Annotated in this window: 11 protein-coding genes and 1 pseudogene; 5 read left to right on the top strand and 7 right to left on the bottom strand. The window is 63.3% G+C overall.

Translation table 11 applies throughout. The features are described 5' to 3' along the window. Positions 1 to 179: 179 nt before the first annotated feature. From NLY44_RS31770 to NLY44_RS31755, 4 genes are all read right to left on the bottom strand, one after another. On the bottom strand, positions 180 to 3,317 hold the full coding sequence (locus tag NLY44_RS31770; protein WP_023804359.1) for an efflux RND transporter permease subunit: 3,138 nt from the start codon (positions 3,315 to 3,317) through the stop codon (positions 180 to 182). A 248-nt stretch (positions 3,318 to 3,565) separates the two neighbouring features. Beyond that, on the bottom strand, positions 3,566 to 4,705 hold the full coding sequence (locus tag NLY44_RS31765; RefSeq protein ID WP_023692166.1) for an efflux RND transporter periplasmic adaptor subunit: 1,140 nt from the start codon (positions 4,703 to 4,705) through the stop codon (positions 3,566 to 3,568). 58 nt (positions 4,706 to 4,763) lie between these two features. Continuing rightward, positions 4,764 to 5,369, bottom strand: a complete 606-nt coding sequence (locus NLY44_RS31760; RefSeq protein ID WP_023668564.1) for a TetR/AcrR family transcriptional regulator — start codon at positions 5,367 to 5,369, stop codon at positions 4,764 to 4,766. Positions 5,370 to 5,530: 161 nt separating this feature from the next. After that, complete coding sequence (locus tag NLY44_RS31755; protein ID WP_023709942.1) at positions 5,531 to 7,171, bottom strand: acyl-CoA synthetase; 1,641 nt, start codon at positions 7,169 to 7,171, stop codon at positions 5,531 to 5,533. A 190-nt stretch (positions 7,172 to 7,361) separates the two neighbouring features. On the opposite strand from NLY44_RS31755, the gene NLY44_RS31750 reads away from it, so the two are divergent. The 5 genes and pseudogenes from NLY44_RS31750 (at position 7,362) to NLY44_RS31730 (ending at position 11,666) form a co-directional block, all read left to right on the top strand. Further along, positions 7,362 to 8,333 (top strand): sugar-binding transcriptional regulator, encoded by a 972-nt coding sequence (locus NLY44_RS31750; protein WP_023804360.1) that lies wholly within the window; start codon positions 7,362 to 7,364, stop codon positions 8,331 to 8,333. A gap of 94 nt (positions 8,334 to 8,427) precedes the next feature. After that, positions 8,428 to 10,482 carry a bifunctional aldolase/short-chain dehydrogenase gene (locus tag NLY44_RS31745; RefSeq protein WP_023709180.1) on the top strand — a complete coding sequence of 685 codons (2,055 nt, stop codon included), beginning with the start codon at positions 8,428 to 8,430 and terminating at the stop codon, positions 10,480 to 10,482. Positions 10,483 to 10,696: 214 nt separating this feature from the next. Then, a pseudogene (locus tag NLY44_RS31740) lies at positions 10,697 to 11,031 on the top strand (D-alanine--D-alanine ligase A); the annotation flags it as partial. Between the two features lie 94 nt (positions 11,032 to 11,125). Further along, entirely contained in the window at positions 11,126 to 11,386 is a 261-nt protein-coding gene (locus tag NLY44_RS31735) for a ribbon-helix-helix domain-containing protein (RefSeq protein ID WP_023692171.1), read from the top strand. Continuing rightward, the gene (locus NLY44_RS31730; protein ID WP_023692172.1) at positions 11,379 to 11,666 is read left to right on the top strand and encodes a type II toxin-antitoxin system RelE/ParE family toxin; all 288 of its coding nucleotides are present in this window, start codon (positions 11,379 to 11,381) and stop codon (positions 11,664 to 11,666) included. The genes NLY44_RS31735 and NLY44_RS31730 overlap by 8 nt, the downstream gene beginning before the upstream one ends. A 70-nt stretch (positions 11,667 to 11,736) precedes the next feature. On the opposite strand, the gene NLY44_RS31725 is transcribed toward NLY44_RS31730, so the two are convergent. The 3 genes from NLY44_RS31725 to NLY44_RS31715 form a co-directional block, all read right to left on the bottom strand. Beyond that, on the bottom strand, positions 11,737 to 12,789 hold the full coding sequence (locus NLY44_RS31725) for a substrate-binding domain-containing protein (protein ID WP_023692173.1): 1,053 nt from the start codon (positions 12,787 to 12,789) through the stop codon (positions 11,737 to 11,739). Positions 12,790 to 12,835: 46 nt separating this feature from the next. After that, complete coding sequence (locus NLY44_RS31720; protein ID WP_023668572.1) at positions 12,836 to 13,831, bottom strand: ABC transporter permease; 996 nt, start codon at positions 13,829 to 13,831, stop codon at positions 12,836 to 12,838. A gap of 74 nt (positions 13,832 to 13,905) precedes the next feature. Beyond that, positions 13,906 to 15,417 carry a sugar ABC transporter ATP-binding protein gene (locus NLY44_RS31715; protein WP_023701522.1) on the bottom strand — a complete coding sequence of 504 codons (1,512 nt, stop codon included), beginning with the start codon at positions 15,415 to 15,417 and terminating at the stop codon, positions 13,906 to 13,908. Positions 15,418 to 15,459 lie beyond the last annotated feature (42 nt).

Raw genomic sequence — 15,459 nt, 5'->3', positions numbered from 1 at the left:
CCGGCGCCGCGAAGCATTTTCATACAGGTGGCCGTTCAACCTATTTTGATGAACCCGCCTGGTGTTGAGATACTTGCCTGGGTGCTCGGTGCCACCGGCAAGGAGAAAGCCAGAACGCCGCACGTCAAGCGTACGGCGTTCCAGCATTTTCCAAGGAAGATCCTGTGCGCCGGCAGCGCCTACTCGGCGGCCAGCGCCAGTGGCGGCCTGTCATTGTCCTGCACCGCCTCATCAGCCGGCTTCCTGCCTTTCTTCGGCTCGCGGCCGAAGAACAGCGCGTAGCCTGCCGGCAGCACCAGGATGGTGAGTACGGTGGCGACGAGGATGCCGCCCATCATGGCGTAGGCGAGCGGTCCCCAGAACACCGCACGCGAGATTGGGATCAGCGCCAGCACCGCCGTCATCGCCGTCAGCACGATTGGCCGGAAACGGCGCACGGCCGAGCCGATGATGGCCTCCGATCGGTCCATCCCCCTGGCGATGTCCTGATCGATCTGGTCGACCAGGATGATCGAGTTGCGCATGATGATGCCGAGCAGCGCGATGACACCGAGGATGGCGACGAAGCCGAACGGCGCCCCGCTGATCAACAGAGCCGCCGCCGCACCGATGATGCCGAGCGGACCGGTGGCCAGCACGAGCATCGCCTTACCGAAATGCTGCAGCTGGATCATCAGGAGCACGACGATGACGGCCAGCATGATCGGCGCCTTGGCGGCAATCGAGGCCTGGCTTTCGGCGGAATCTTCCGCACCGCCCTGGATCTCGATCTTGTAGCCGGGCGCCAGGCCGGCGCGCATGCCCTGCATGTCATTGTAGAGCTTGGTGACGACGTCGTTCGACTGCACGCCATCCGGCAGCGTGGCGCGCACCGAGATGGTCGGCAGGCGATCGCGCCGCCATTCGACGCCCTGCTCGAGCACCGGCACCACCTTGGCCACCTGCGACAGCGGCACGAAGCCGCCGAAATCGGTCGGGATATAGACCGAGTCGACCGAGGACAGCAGGCTGCGGCTGGCGTCCGGTTCGCGGGCGACGATGGAAACCGTCTCCTCGCCATCACGGAAGTCATCGAGCGGCGCGCCGGACATCGCTGCCTGCAGCATCTGGCGGATGCGCTGCGAGGTGACGCCAAGCGCACGGGCGCGGTCCTGGTCGATGACCAGCTTCATCGCCGGTACCGGCTCCAGCCAGTCGTCATGGAGGGCGCCGAGCAGCGGATTTTCGGCGAATTTCGCCTTCACCTGGTCGGCGATGCGGCGCACCTCCTGGCGGTCCGGACCCATGATGCGCATCTGCACCGGCCAGCCGGTCGGCGGGCCGAGGAACAGACGGTCGACCTTGGAGCGGATCGAAGGGAAATCCTGCGCCAGGACTGAGCGCAGCTTGAGGATCAGCCGCTCACGCGCCGGCTCGTCATTGGCCATCACCAGAAGCTGCGCATAGTTCGGATTGCGCAATTGCTGGTCGAGCGGCAGGAAGAAGCGCGGCGCGCCTTCGCCGATATAGGTGGCGATGAAGCGCTTGTCCTTGTTGTCCATCATCCGGGCTTCCAGCGCCTTGGCCTGCGTCTCGACTTCCTTGATCGAGGTTCCCTCAGGCAACCAGAGATCGACGAGGATTTCCGGCCGCGAGGATTGCGGGAAGAAGTTTTGTGGGATGAACTGGAACGCCCACAGGCTGGTGGCGAAGGTGACCAGCGTCATCACCAGAACGATGATGCGGTGGCGCACCGCCCAGCCGACCGTGGCGCGCAGCCGCCGGTAGAAGCCGGTGTCGAAGGCGTCATGATGGTTGCCGGCATGCTTGCGCTGCTTGAGGATCATGTAGCCCAGCCACGGCGTGAAATAGACGGCGACGAACCACGACACGACGAGCGCGATGCCGACGACATAGAACAGCGTGCGCACATATTCGCCTGCGGTCGAGGCGGCGAAGCCAACCGGGATGAAGCCGGCGATAGTGATCAGCGTGCCGCTCAGCATCGGGAAGGCGGTCGAGGAATAGGCGAAGCTCGCCGCCTCGATCTTGACCAGCCCCTCCTCCAGCTTGCGCTCCATCATCTCGACGACGATCATGGCGTCGTCGACCAACAGCCCGAGCGCGATGATCAGGGCGCCGAGCGAAATGCGCTGCAGATCGATGCCGAGCTCGTACATGATGGCGAAGGTGGCGGCCAGCACCAGCGGAATGGCAATGGCGATGACCAGGCCGGAACGCCAGCCGATCGACAGCAGCGAGACAGCAAGCACGATCAGCAGCGCCTCGCCGAGCGCCTCCATGAACTCGTTGACGGCGTCCTTGACAACCTCGGGCTGGTTGGAGATCTGGTCAACCGCAACGCCGTAGGGCAGCGCTTCCTCAAAGCGCTTGTAGGTCGCCTCGACATCCGTGCCGACGTCCCTGACGTTAAAACCCTTGGCCATGACGACGCCGACCTGGACGCTTTCGTGGCCGTTGAAGCGGTACTTGCGCTGATAGGGATCTTCGAGACCGGAACTCACGGTGGCGATGTCGCCAAGACGTGTCACCTGACCACCGGCGCGCAGGCGCAATTCCCTGATGTCGGCAGCCCTGGTGACATCGCCCTCGACCGAGATGCGCACCGAGCGCAGGCCGGTGTCGACGGAGCCCGCCGGATCGACATTGTTCTGGCCCTTGATGGCGTTCTGCAGGTCGGTCAGCGTCAGGCCGCGTTCGGCCAGGGCCTTGGACGAGACGTCGATATAAAGCTTCTCCGGCTGGTCGCCGATGATGACGGCCTTCTCGACGCCCGGCGTCGTCAGCAGCATGTCGCGAGCCTGGGTGGCGAAGTTCTTCAGCTCCGGATAGCTGTAGCCGTCGCCGCCGATCGAGTGCAGGGTGATGAAGGTGTCGCCGAACTCGTCGTTGAAATAGGGCCCGAGCAGGCCTTGCGGCAGGTCGCCGGAGATGTCGCCAACCTTCTTGCGCACCTGGTAGAAGGCGTCCTTCACCTCCTCTGCATTGGTGTCGCCCTTGATCTGGACGGTGATGATGGCGCTGCCGGCGCGGGTGTAGGAACGGACGAAGTCGAGGTGCGGCGTTTCCTGCAGCTTGCGCTCGATCTTGTTGACGACCTGGTCTTCCATCTCCTGGATCGAGGAGCCCGGCCAGATCGCCTGGACGACCATGACGCGGAAAGTGAAATCGGGGTCTTCCTTCTGGCCCATGCGCATTAGGCCGAGCGCGCCGGCAATGATGATCAGACCGAACAGGAAGCGCGCGATCGAGGGATGGCCGATGGCCCAGCGCGAAAGATTGAAAGGCTGCTTTTCAGTGCTGTCGGTGGTGGTCATCGGCGTCAGTCCAATTCGTTGATCGTGCGCGCATACGCTTTGCATGCAGCTAGGATATTCCGATGCTGGCTTCCGGGCGGCGAGGCTTTCCGAGCGGAGAGACACTCATCGCGGTGGGACGCGCGGATCGATGCGGGGGAACTCGATCTTGGCGTCTCGACCATCGGGCGCTCGCCGCCCGGAAACCCTGAATTCGCTTGCCCAGCCCTTTCGCCGAAGCGACGATCAAGCCGGCTTCATGCCTGCGGTCAGCGCAGGGCCTTTGCGGCATCGCCTTCCGCAGAGGCGGCCTGGACCGCATCGCCGGTCAGCTTGACCTTGAGATTCTCGGTCATGAACTGGGTGCCGGCGGCAACGACGACATCCCCCGGCTTGAGCCCGTCGGCGACGCTGACGCCGTCGGCGGTGAACTCCGCAACCTTGACCAGGCGCTCGTGCACCGTCTCGCCGGCGCGGTCGACGGTCCAGACAATCTTGCGACCATCCTTTTCCGCAAGCGCGCTGAGCGGGATCGACACCATCTCCTGCTTCTTGGCCACCGAGGCCTCGATGTTGGCGGTCATGCCGAGCAGCACGCGCGGGTCGTCGGGCAGCGAGACGCGGACGGCAAAGGTGCGCGACTGCTGGTCGGCGCTGCCGGCGACTTCACGCACTTTGCCGGAGAGCGCCAGCGCGTCATCGGACCAGAAGCTGGCCTTGACGTCCTTTCCCGGCTTGAAGGCGGCGATGTCCATTTCGGGAACCGCGATCAGCACTTCCTTTTCGCCGTCGACGGCAACGGTCATCACAGGCGTTCCGGCGCCGACCACCTGGCCGACATCGGCCGAGACCGCCGTGACGATGCCGTTCTCGCTCGCCTTGAGATCGGTGTAGACGACCTGGTTCTGCGCCTGGGCAAGGGTAGAGCGGGCGGCATCGCGCGTCGCTACCGCCTGGTTGTAGCTCAGCGTCGCCTGTTCGAGCTGCGATTTGGAGGTGAAGTTCTTGGCAAAAAGCTGTTCGGCGCGCTTGCGGGACAGATCGACCGTCTCGACCTGCCGCTCGGCGGCGTCGAGGCTGGCCTTGGCGCTCTTGACCGACAACTCATAGTCCGTGGGATCGATACGGGCTAGCACATCGCCTGTCGTCACATGCTGGCCGATGTCGACCAGACGCTCAGTGACCTTGCCCGAGATGCGAAAGCCGAGGTTCATTTCGGTACGGGCTCGCACCGAGCCGGAATAGGTGAGTTCGCGACTCTTTTCGGCCTGGCCGATCTCGACCACCTTGACCGGACGGATGATGTCCTGGACCTCGGTCTTCTCCTGGCTGCAGGCGGCGAGCCCGAGCGTGGCGACGATCAGGCCGGCGACCGGCAGCTTGCGGATGATGGAACTGGACAAAGACACTTTCGTACTCCCGACTGGAGATGAACGGTCGACGCCGGCGCCCGGCGGGCGGCGGCTATTACTTCAGAGCCTTGATCGCGTAATCGATGAGATCGTCGGGCATCGCCCGATTGGTCTTGGCAAGGCACTGCGCCACCATTTGCGGGTGGCACAGAATGACGGTGGCGGCGCCGAAGCAGCGCGATGCGATGACCGGATCCTGGTCGGCAAACTCGCCGGCCTCGATGCCCTCGCGGATGACCTCGGCAAACAGGTCGTGAATGCTGTCGATATGCTTGTCGATGACGCCCCAGTCGCGCTCGAGCGCGACGATGACCATTTCGTGGACCTTCTGGTCGTCGAGCATGACTTCCAGCGTCATCTTGTACTGCGCATGCACGTAGCGGCGCAGCCGCTCCTCGGCGCTGATCGGCAACCGGGAAATCTCGTAGGCCATGTTGTAGCTGGCGAGGAGCATGCGGCCGCAGACGGCCTGGTGGATTTCGACCTTGGAGGCGAAGAAACGGTAGATGTTGGCCGGCGACATGCCGAGTTCGCGGGCGATGTCGGCGACATTGGTCTTGCCGTAACCATAGTGCCGGAACAGGCGTTCGGCACAGTCGAGAATGCGGGTGACATTCTCCTGGCGGGTGGAGTCGGCCATTATGCTGGCGGCTTCGGACATGGCTCTCTGTCGATTTATGAGTGACGAATTTAAACTTTCGTCAGTCGTAAATCGAAAAGAGGGAAGTGTCAATGCGAATTCGACGTACGCGTATAATTTGGTGACAGATGGTGACAGAGGGTGTGCGCGAACTCGACCTTGCGTGCCGTTGCGCTCTGGAACTAAGATCCCTTCGCCATTTCCCGCAGCTGAAACTTCTGGATCTTCCCCGTCGATGTCTTCGGGATCTCGGCAAAAATCACCGCCTTCGGCACCTTGAAGCGGGCGAGCAGCGCGCGGCAGTGTTCGATGATCTCGGCCTCGCTTGCCACCTTGCCGGGCTTCAGCTCGACATAGGCGACCGGCACCTCGCCCCATTTGTCGTCTGCCTTGGCGACGACGCCGCAGGACGCCACGGACGGGTGTTTGTAGAGGGCCTCCTCGACCTCGATCGATGAAATGTTCTCGCCGCCGGAGATGATGATGTCCTTGGAGCGGTCCTTGAGCTGGATGTAGCCGTCGGGATGCATGACGCCGAGGTCGCCGGAGTGGAACCAGCCGCCGGCAAAGGCCTCTTCGGTCGCCTTCCTGTTCTTCAGATAGCCCTTCATGACGATGTTGCCGCGAAACATGACCTCACCGATCGTCTCGCCGTCGGCCGGCGTCTTCTGCATCGTCTCCGGGTCCATCACGGTCAGGCCTTCGAGTGCGGCATAGCGCACGCCCTGCCTTGCCTTCTTCTGCGCCTTCGATCCCTTGTCTAGATCGTCCCAGGCGCCGTGCCATTCGTTGACGACCGCCGGGCCATAGGTCTCGGTCAGCCCGTAGAGATGGGTGACGGCAAAGCCGGCATCGGCCATGCCCGACAGCACCGCTTCCGGCGGAGGTGCTGCCGCCGTATTGAAGGTCACCGTCTGGGGGAACGTCCGCTTGTCCTCGTCCCTGGCGTTGATCAGCACCGACATGACGACCGGCGCACCGCACAGATGCGTCACGCCGTGGTCGGCGATGGCATCATAGATCGGCTTCGGCCGCACCCAGCGCAGGCAGACATGGGTGCCGGCCTGGACGGCCATTGTCCATGGGAAGCACCAACCATTGCAGTGGAACATCGGCAGCGTCCACAGATAGACGGCGTGCTTGGCCATGCCGGCATGGATGGTGTTGGTGTAAGCCATCAGGGCAGCGCCGCGATGGTGGTAGACGACGCCCTTCGGATTGCCTGTCGTGCCGGAGGTGTAGTTGAGCGAGATGGCGTCCCATTCGTCGTCGGGCATCGACCAGGCGTAGCCCTGGTCACCGCCGGCGACGAACGCCTCATAGTCGATCGCGCCGATGCGCTCGCCCTTGGGATAGGGTGCATCGGCGGCATAGTCGGGATCGTCATAGTCGATGACCAGCGGCTTCACCTTGGCCAGTGCCAGTGCCTGTTTGACGACAGCGGAAAATTCGCGGTCGACGATGAGCACCTTGGTCTCGGCATGGTCGAGCTGGAACGCGATGACGGCGGCATCGAGCCTTGTGTTGAGCGAATGCAGCACCGCTTTGGCCATCGGCACGCCGAAATGCGCCTCCAGCATGGGGGGCGTGTTGGACAGCATGACGGTCACCGTATCACCCTTGCCGATGCCGCGCTTCGACAGCGCCGAGGCCAGCTTCAGCGAGCGCCGCCAGAAGGTGCGATAGGTGATGCGCTGGCTGCCATGGATGATGGCGACATGATCGGGATAGGTGCTTGCCGCCCGCTCCAGATAAGTGAGCGGCGTCAGCGGCTGATGGTTGGCGGCGTTCTTGCCGAGATCCTGCTCGTAGGGACTGCCCATCCCGTGCTCCCCGAATTTTCATTGTTGAGAACTTCTAACCACAGGTTCCCGCCACGTCACCATCGGCGATTCCCGACCGGGCACATTTGGCGCAATGATCGTCCAGATTCGATGGGCAAAGAGGTATCGTGTACCCACGCCAGTTTGACTTTTGTCGAGAGCCGTGAATAATGTCAGCCGAGGAGACGGCATGGCGATCCGACCGGCAGAACAGCTTATCCACAAGGCCGCATGGCTCTATTATGCCCATGGTCTGCGCCAGGACCAGGTCGCCAGCCAGCTTAACATTTCCCGCGCCTCGGTCGCCATGTATTTGCGCAAGGCGCGCGAGACCGGCATCGTCAACATCTCGACCTCGACGCAGCTGTTCACCGACGACGTGCTTGCGCGCCAGCTCGAGGACGCGCTCAAGCTTGATGCGGTGTGGATCGCGCCGGAGAATGCCTATGTCGTCGACCCTTCGACGGACGTTGCGGTGCTGGCGGCGGGCGTCTTTCTCGAACTGGTCAAGAAGGGCGACCGGATCGGCGTCGCCTGGGGCCGCACCGTCTACACCATCGCCGACGTCATGTCCTATGCCGACCTGCAGGACGTCACCGTTGTGCAGCTCTGCGGCAATCTCGGCGCGCCCTACTCCTACCGTCCCGACCAGTGCACGATGGAGATCGCCCGGCGGCTCAACGCCAAGGGCCTCAATTTCTACGCGCCGCTGGTGCTGACGACGGAATTGCTGGCGCATGGGCTGCGCGCCGAACCGGTGATCCGCGAACAACTGGCCGATATTGCCAACTGCGATCTGGCGCTCTATTCGGTCGGCACCGTCGATGGCGACAGCCATGTCGTCAAATGCGGCGCGCTCAGCCCCGGCGAGATGGGGCTGTTGCGCGAAGCGGGCGCCGCCGGCGTCGTTGCCGGCCAGATCATCGATGCCACCGGCAAGGCGCTCGACTGCAGCTACAACCGCCGCGTCATCTCGGCCTCGCTGTCGTCACTGCGCCAGATCGAAAAGCGGCTGATGGTGGTGCAGGAAGACAGCAAGTTCGAACCGCTGCTCGCCGCGCTCGCCGGCGGACTCTGCACGCATCTCGTCGTCGGCGCCGGCATGGCGCGGCGGCTGCTCGACCATGCCGGAGCCAGTGCGGGGGCAAAAAAGGCTTCCTGACCAACGAAATCCCAGCAGCAGGCGCATTGTCATCAAGGCGTCGCGGCACTCCTGTTCACAGCAACATCAAAGACAGCAAAGCGGACATAGCGACATGAAGAACCTTTGGAATGACGGCGACGCGGAAAGACTGGTTGCCGACTATGCGAAAAAGGGCGTTGCCCGCGACCTCGCGCTGCGCGTCTACACGACCCGGCTGCTCGGCGGCGAGCCGCGGCTGGTGCTGCATGGCGGCGGCAACACCTCCTGCAAGACCAAGGCCACCGATCTCGTCGGCGACGAATGGGATGTGCTGTGCGTCAAGGGCAGCGGCTGGGACATGGGTGTGATCGAGCCGCAAGGCCTGCCGGCGGTCAAGCTCGGCGCGCTGCTGAAGGCGCGTGCGCTGGCCAGCCTCGCCGACGAGGACATGGTGGCGCTGCAGCGGGCGAACCTCATCGACCCCGCCTCCCCCAATCCATCGGTCGAGACGCTGCTGCACGCCTTCCTGCCGCATAAATTCGTCGACCACACGCATTCGACCGCGATCCTCGCCATCGTCGACCAGGCGGACAGCAAGCCGCTGATCAAGACCGTGTTCGGCGACAAGATGGGGTACGTGCCCTACATCAAGCCGGGCTTCGACCTCGCCAAGGTGGCCGCCGATGTCTACGACGCCGACCCCAGCGTCGAAGGCCTGATCCTCGACAAGCATGGCATCTTCACCTTCGGCGACGCTGCGAAGCAGGCCTATGACCGCATGATCCATTATGTGAACGTGGCCGAAGACTATGTGGCGAAGAACGGCAAGCCGAAGGCAGCGAAAGCCGCACTGCCGGCCAAGCTCGCAACGCCGGCAGCGATCGCGCCGATGCTGCGTGGCGCGGTGGCGGTGGCGCGTGGCGAAGGCCGCTTCGACCGCATGATCAGCGATTTCCGCACTTCGGACGCCATCGTCGATTTCATCAACTCAGCCGGCATTGCAGACTATGCCGGACGCGGCGTGTCGACGCCCGACCTGTCGATCCGCATCAAGACCGGACCGATGGCGGTTCCGGCGCCAGACGCCGACAAGATTGGCGACTACAAGGCCGTCATCAAGAGCCATGTCGACGCCTTCGCCAACGACTATCGCGCCTATTTCGAAACCAACGATGCGCTGGACGACGTCCAGCGCACCATGCTCGACCCGATGCCGCGGCTGACGCTGGTGCCGGGCCTCGGCATGTTCGGCCATGGCCGCACGCTGAAGGATGCGAAGATCGCATCTGATGTCGGCGAGATGTGGATCGAGGCGGTGCGCGGCGCCGAGGCCGTCGGCAGCTTCCATCCTCTATCGAAGGCCGACCTCTTCCCGCTGGAGTACTGGTCGCTTGAGCAGGCCAAGCTCGCCTCCAACAAGCCGAAGCCGCTGACCGGCCAGGTGGTGCTGATCACTGGCGGCGCCGGCGCGATCGGTGCTGCGACGGCAAAACTGTTCGCCGCCAATGGCGCGCATGCCGTCGTCGTCGATCTCGATGCGGCCAGGGCGGCCGAGGCGGCAAAGGCAGCCGGCAACAATTCGATCGGCGTCGGCGCCGACATCACCAACCCGGCCGAGCTGCGCGCCGCCTTCGACAAAGCTGTCGCTGTCTATGGCGGCGTCGACATTCTGGTCTCCAACGCCGGTGCCGCCTGGGAAGGCCGCATCGGCGAGCTCGACGATGCCCTGCTGCGCAAGAGTTTCGAGCTCAACTTCTTCGCCCACCAGTCGGCGGCGCAGAACGCGGTGCGCATCATGCTGGAACAGGGCACCGGCGGTGTGTTGTTGTTCAACACCTCCAAGCAGGCGGTCAACCCGGGTCCGAAATTCGGCGCCTATGGTGTGCCGAAGGCGGCGACGCTATTCCTGTCCCGGCAATATGCGCTCGACTACGGCGCGCACGGCATCCGCTCCAATGCGGTCAACGCCGACCGCATCCGCTCCGGCCTGTTGACCGACGCCATGATCGCCAGCCGTTCCGGCGCGCGCGGCGTGTCGGAGAAGGAATACATGTCGGGCAATCTGCTCGGACAGGAGGTGACGGCAGAAGACGTGGCGCAGGCCTTCCTGCACCAAGCATTGGCCGAACGCACCACCGCCGATGTGACGACGGTCGACGGTGGCAACATCGCCGCAGCGCTGCGCTAGACATAGACCTGGAGCGGTTCATCGTTCACCAAAACGACGAACCGCTCTCCCACCTGAAGGACTCCAGGCGGAGAACTGCTTTTGCAGGTCGTGCTGAAAAACTGCTCGAACTGGTCAAAATCCACTCCAATCCTTGGCCTATTGCTCGACCACTTTAGGGCGCGCCTTGTGTTTCGCATGCGAGCTCCGACCCTGATCCTTGGTGGAGTTGTCGATGGCTGCGAAGAGACTTCGTGTCGGCGTGCTGTTCGGCGGGCGCTCCGCCGAGCATGAGGTTTCGCTGCTTTCGGCAACCATGTCATGCGTACTCTGGATCGGCGAAATACGACTCCGTTCCCACCTTCGTCACCCGCGAAGGCCAATGGCTGCTGAGCGATTTCAAGGACGGCGCGCTGGCGACACCGTCTGATGGGACGCAGCTTTGCCTGCCGCCGGGCGGGCATGGCGGATGCTGGCGATCCCGCCAAGGGCGCCGCATGACCTGCCTGCCATCGAATATGGTGTTCCGGTGCTGCACGCCTGCATGGCGAGGACGGCGCGGTGGCTGGTGCGCGTAGGGCGGTCATGATGCAGGGGCAGATTCCTAACAGATATTGTTAGATCTTGTTGGCTGCATTATAATGTGGGTATGAAAAACGAACCTATGCGCACCCTCACCATATCCCTTACCGCGCAGCAGATAGCTCGCCTGCAAAGCGCTATCGAAGGTGGCGGTTATGCTTCCAACAGCGAGATTGTCCGCGACGCCCTGCGCTTATGGGAGCAGCGCGAGGAATTGCGCACGCTCGAACTCCAGCACTTGAAGCGGGCCTATGCCGACGGGATGGGCAGCGGCAAGCCAGTGGCTGTCGACCCCACCGAGTTCATCGGCAGCCTGAAGGCAGAACGCCGCGCCCGTGGCTAGCTATAGGCTCACACCGCGCGCTTCGCAGGATTTGCGAGACATCTGGCACACCATCGCCGCCGACAATGAAAAGGCAGCAGACAGACTGTTGATGCGAATTTTCGAAAGACTGGAGCTGGCGGCGCAGCACCCCAAGATGGGCAGCGCACGGCCCGAGTTAAGCGCAACGGCCCGCGTGCTCGTCGAAGGCCGCTATATCATCATCTACGAGCCGCAGCCCGATGGTGTTATCGCTGTGGCGATTGTCCACGGGATGCGCGATCCAGACCCTTGGTTGTAGGCCGGCAGGCTTACGATCAATATGAAAAGAGCGGCCCATGCCGCCCTTCGCATCTATCAGATGTCCGATCCTACTTCGCGTTCGGGTTCGGCATCCAGGCCGGCATCGCGACATCGGCATGGGCGAATTGCGGCAGCTTGGCCGACAGGTCCTCCATGTTCTTGATGTCCTTGTCGATCAGGTCCTTCTGGGTGATCAGCGTCGGCGGCACGATGACGTTGTGGCCGGGATCTTCACCGGCGAGCAGCTGCGCCAGCGCGCGCACCGAGACCTGGCCGACGACGGCAGGGTTGGTGGCGGCGGTGGCGGCCCAGGCGCTGTCGGTCTCGCGCATGGCCGCGATGTCCGAGGTAGAGATGTCGGCGGAGTAGATCTTGATCTTCTTGTTCAGCCCCGCCTCGTCGACGGCGATCTTCACACCCTTGGCGAACTCGTCATAGGGCGCGAACATCACATTGATGTCGGGATGCGCCTGCAGCACCGAGCGCGCCTGGTTGGCGACCGAGTTGGCGATCGGGTTGTCGAGCGTGCCGAACATCGCGACTTCCTTGATGCCGGCATGTTTCTTCTTCACGTCGACCCAGGTCTCGTTGCGGCGGTCGAGCGGCGCGATGCCAGCGACATAGACATAGCCGGCGTTCCAGCTCTCGCCATTGTCCTTGACCGCCTGCTCGAGCGCCAGGCGCGCAAGGTCCTTGTCGGACTGTTCGATCTGCGGGATCTTGGGGTTTTCGACATTGACGTCGAAGGCGACGACCTTGATGCCGGCATCGACCGCGCGCTGGGCGGCGTCCTTCATCGATTCCGTCAGGCCGTGCTGGATGATGATGCCCTGCACGCCGAGTGCGATGGCCTGGTCGACCATGTCGGATTGAAGGGCGGCGTCCTGGCGGCTGTCGAGCACGCGCAGATCGATGCCGAGCGCCTTGGACTGGGACTCGACGCCCGAGAGATAGGCCTGGAAGAAATCGCCGGTCGAGAGATAGCGCACCAGCGCGATCTTGACGCCGGGCTTGTCGAACGGCGCCGGCTTGTCGGCGGCGAAGGCCGGGACCTGCATCAGCATTGTTGCGCCGGCCAATCCGAGCGCGACCTTCCCCAAAAGTCGTCTTGTGATGTTCACGTTCTTTCCTCCGTTTGTTGAACCCAAAACTGTCCCGGCAGCCATTCTATCTCCTGCCCCGGCCGGAAAGGGCGAAGGTAAAGACAAGGGCGACGACGAGAACCACGCCCTTGACGAAATCCTGCGTGTAGTAAGGCGCGTTCATCATCGTCAGGCCTTGCAGCAGGATGCCGACGAACAGCGCGCCGATGGCGGTGCCGAAGGCGTTCGGCTTGGCGGCGCCGAGCACCGCGTAGCCGATCAGCGCCGCGGCAACCGCATCGAGCAGCAGATTATTACCCGACGCGATGTCACCGCGTCCAAGCCGTGCGGCCAGCAAAATCCCGCCGATCGAAGCAAAAACTCCTGAAATGACGTAGGCCCAGATCTTGTATGCCTTGACAGGCGCGCCGGCGAGTTCGGCGGCCCGTTCATTGCTGCCCACGGCATACATCATGCGGCCGAAGCGTGTGTATTCGAGGAAGAACCAGATCAGCACGGCGAGCACGATCAGCACGACCACCGAGACCGGAATGAGGTTCGGGATGAAGAAGTCGAAGCGGTGGCGGCCGAGCGCCAGGAAGGCGTCGGAGAATTTGCCGTTGGCGACCGAGCCGTCCGGCATTGTCATACCGGTGGCGATGGAGCGTCCTTCAGTCGGGATGCGCTGCAAGCCGACGAGCAGGAACATCATGCCGAGCGTCGCCAGCAGATCGGGCACGCGCATATAGACGATCAGCCAGCCATTGATGAGGCCGACAAGGGCGCCGATGAGCAGGCAGATGAGGACAGCGACGACAACGTTCTGCTCCAGCACCACCATGACATAGGCAGCCGCCATCATGGCCGATGTGGCGACCGAGCCGATCGAGAGATCGAAGCCGCCGACAACCAGTGTGGCGGTGACGCCCAGCGCCAGCACGCCGGTGATGGCGACCGACTGGAAAATGAAGACGGCACTTTGCGGCGAGACGAACCCGTCGGCGGCGATGGCGAAATACGCGATCAGCCCGAACAGAAGCACGATGAACCCGTAGCGGATAGCGTAATCGCGCAGCGTCATTCAGCGCCCGCCGTCAATACCCAACTCAAACCCGTGCACTCCATTCCAACCCTCAGTTCTTCAATCATCGTGGCTCAGGCCGCACTGTGCAACGGCCCGCCCGCGACTTCGGCCAGCAGACGGTCGAGATCGACATCGGCGTTGCGGTGTTCGCCGACGATGGTCTGCTCGGACATCACCAATATGCGATCGGCCGTCTCCAGTGCCTCGTCGAGTTCGGTGACGAACAGCAGCGTGGCGCGGCCATTGGCGCTGGCCCTCAGCTTGGCGGCGATGTCGCGCCTGGCGGAGATATCGACGCCTTGGAACGGTTCGTCGAGAATGAACAATCGGGCGTCCTGCGCCATCCAGCGGGCCACCATCACCTTCTGCTGGTTGCCGCCCGACAGAGTGGTCATCTCGTCCTTCTCCGAGCGGCAGACGATGCCGAGATCCTCGATCTGCCGGCGGGCAATAGTGCGTTCAAGGCCGCGTTTGAGAACTGAAAAGCGCGACATGCGCTTGTGGAAGGGCAGGCTGATGTTTTCCTGGATGTTGAAGCCGCCGACGATGCCGTTTTCGCCACGGTCCTTGGCGACCAGAAACACGCCGGCGGCGATGGCTTCGCCGGTCGACGCGGGCGCATAGGGCTTGCCATATAAAGTCATCGTGCCGGACAGCGGTTTGCGCAAGCCGAACAGCGTCTCGGCGAGCGCGGTCTTGCCGACGCCGACGAGGCCGGTAATGGCAACGACCTCGCCGTCGCCGAGAGTCAGCGAGAATGGCCGGGCACCAGGGGCGATGCGGAAGGCATCGACGGTCAGGATCGGCTCGGCAGAACTCCTGGCTTCGATGCGGTCAAGATGGATCTTGCGGCCGAGCATGGCGTTAACGGCGCCCTCATAGTCGAGAGGCTTGCTGTCGAAGACGCCTGAGATGACGCCATCGCGCATCGAGACGATGCGGTCGGCCAGCCGCCTGATATCCGACATGCGATGCGAGATGTAGAGGATGGCGACGCCCTGCTCGCGCAAGCGGTCGAGCAGCGCAAACAGCCGGTCGGCCTCGGCGCTGGACAGCGACGAGGTCGGCTCGTCGAGGATCAGCACTTTCGGCTGGTGCGCCATGGCGCGCGCGATGGCCACCATCTGGCGATCGGCCAGCGACAGGTCGCTGATGCGGGCCTTGAGGTCAATGGCGAGCCCCATGCGGTCGGCCACCGCTTTGGCTTCGCGGCGCACCCGGCCGGGGTTGAACAGCAGCGGCGCGCCCTTGCCGCTCAGCCGGTCGAGCGTCAGATTGGTGGCGACATCGAGATCGGCGACGACGCCGTCATTGATGTTTTGGTGCACGGTAACGACACCGGCGCGGATCGCCTCTGCCGGCGTGTTCGGCACAAAGTTGCCGCCAGCGAGGTGCATGATGCCGCCGTCATGGTCGTAGACGCCGCTGATGATCTTGACGAGGGTGGACTTGCCGGCGCCGTTGGCGCCCATCAGCACGGTGATCTCACCGGCATGCAGTTCGAGCGAGACGCCGCCAAGCACCTCGATATGGCCGAAGGATTTCCTCAGCCCGTCCACGCGGAACACGGCATCATTGCCCATTCGTTCCTCCCTGAAGATGACGCTATGGGCTACGTCATCAAT

Source organism: Mesorhizobium sp. C089B (assembly GCF_030323125.1).
GTDB lineage: Bacteria > Pseudomonadota > Alphaproteobacteria > Rhizobiales > Rhizobiaceae > Mesorhizobium.
This window is presented reverse-complemented; position numbering and strand designations above follow the sequence as displayed.

What these genes read in the sequence shown, in the direction of transcription:
- NLY44_RS31770 (WP_023804359.1), bottom strand. Translation starts at nt 3,317, where the DNA reads ATGACCACCACCGACAGCACTGAAAAGCAGCCTTTCAATCTTTCGCGC.
- NLY44_RS31735 (WP_023692171.1), top strand. Translation starts at nt 11,126, where the DNA reads ATGCGCACCCTCACCATATCCCTTACCGCGCAGCAGATAGCTCGCCTG.
- NLY44_RS31755 (WP_023709942.1), bottom strand. Translation starts at nt 7,171, where the DNA reads ATGGGCAGTCCCTACGAGCAGGATCTCGGCAAGAACGCCGCCAACCAT.
- NLY44_RS31715 (WP_023701522.1), bottom strand. Translation starts at nt 15,417, where the DNA reads ATGGGCAATGATGCCGTGTTCCGCGTGGACGGGCTGAGGAAATCCTTC.
- NLY44_RS31760 (WP_023668564.1), bottom strand. Translation starts at nt 5,369, where the DNA reads ATGTCCGAAGCCGCCAGCATAATGGCCGACTCCACCCGCCAGGAGAAT.
- NLY44_RS31720 (WP_023668572.1), bottom strand. Translation starts at nt 13,831, where the DNA reads ATGACGCTGCGCGATTACGCTATCCGCTACGGGTTCATCGTGCTTCTG.
- NLY44_RS31745 (WP_023709180.1), top strand. Translation starts at nt 8,428, where the DNA reads ATGAAGAACCTTTGGAATGACGGCGACGCGGAAAGACTGGTTGCCGAC.
- NLY44_RS31750 (WP_023804360.1), top strand. Translation starts at nt 7,362, where the DNA reads ATGGCGATCCGACCGGCAGAACAGCTTATCCACAAGGCCGCATGGCTC.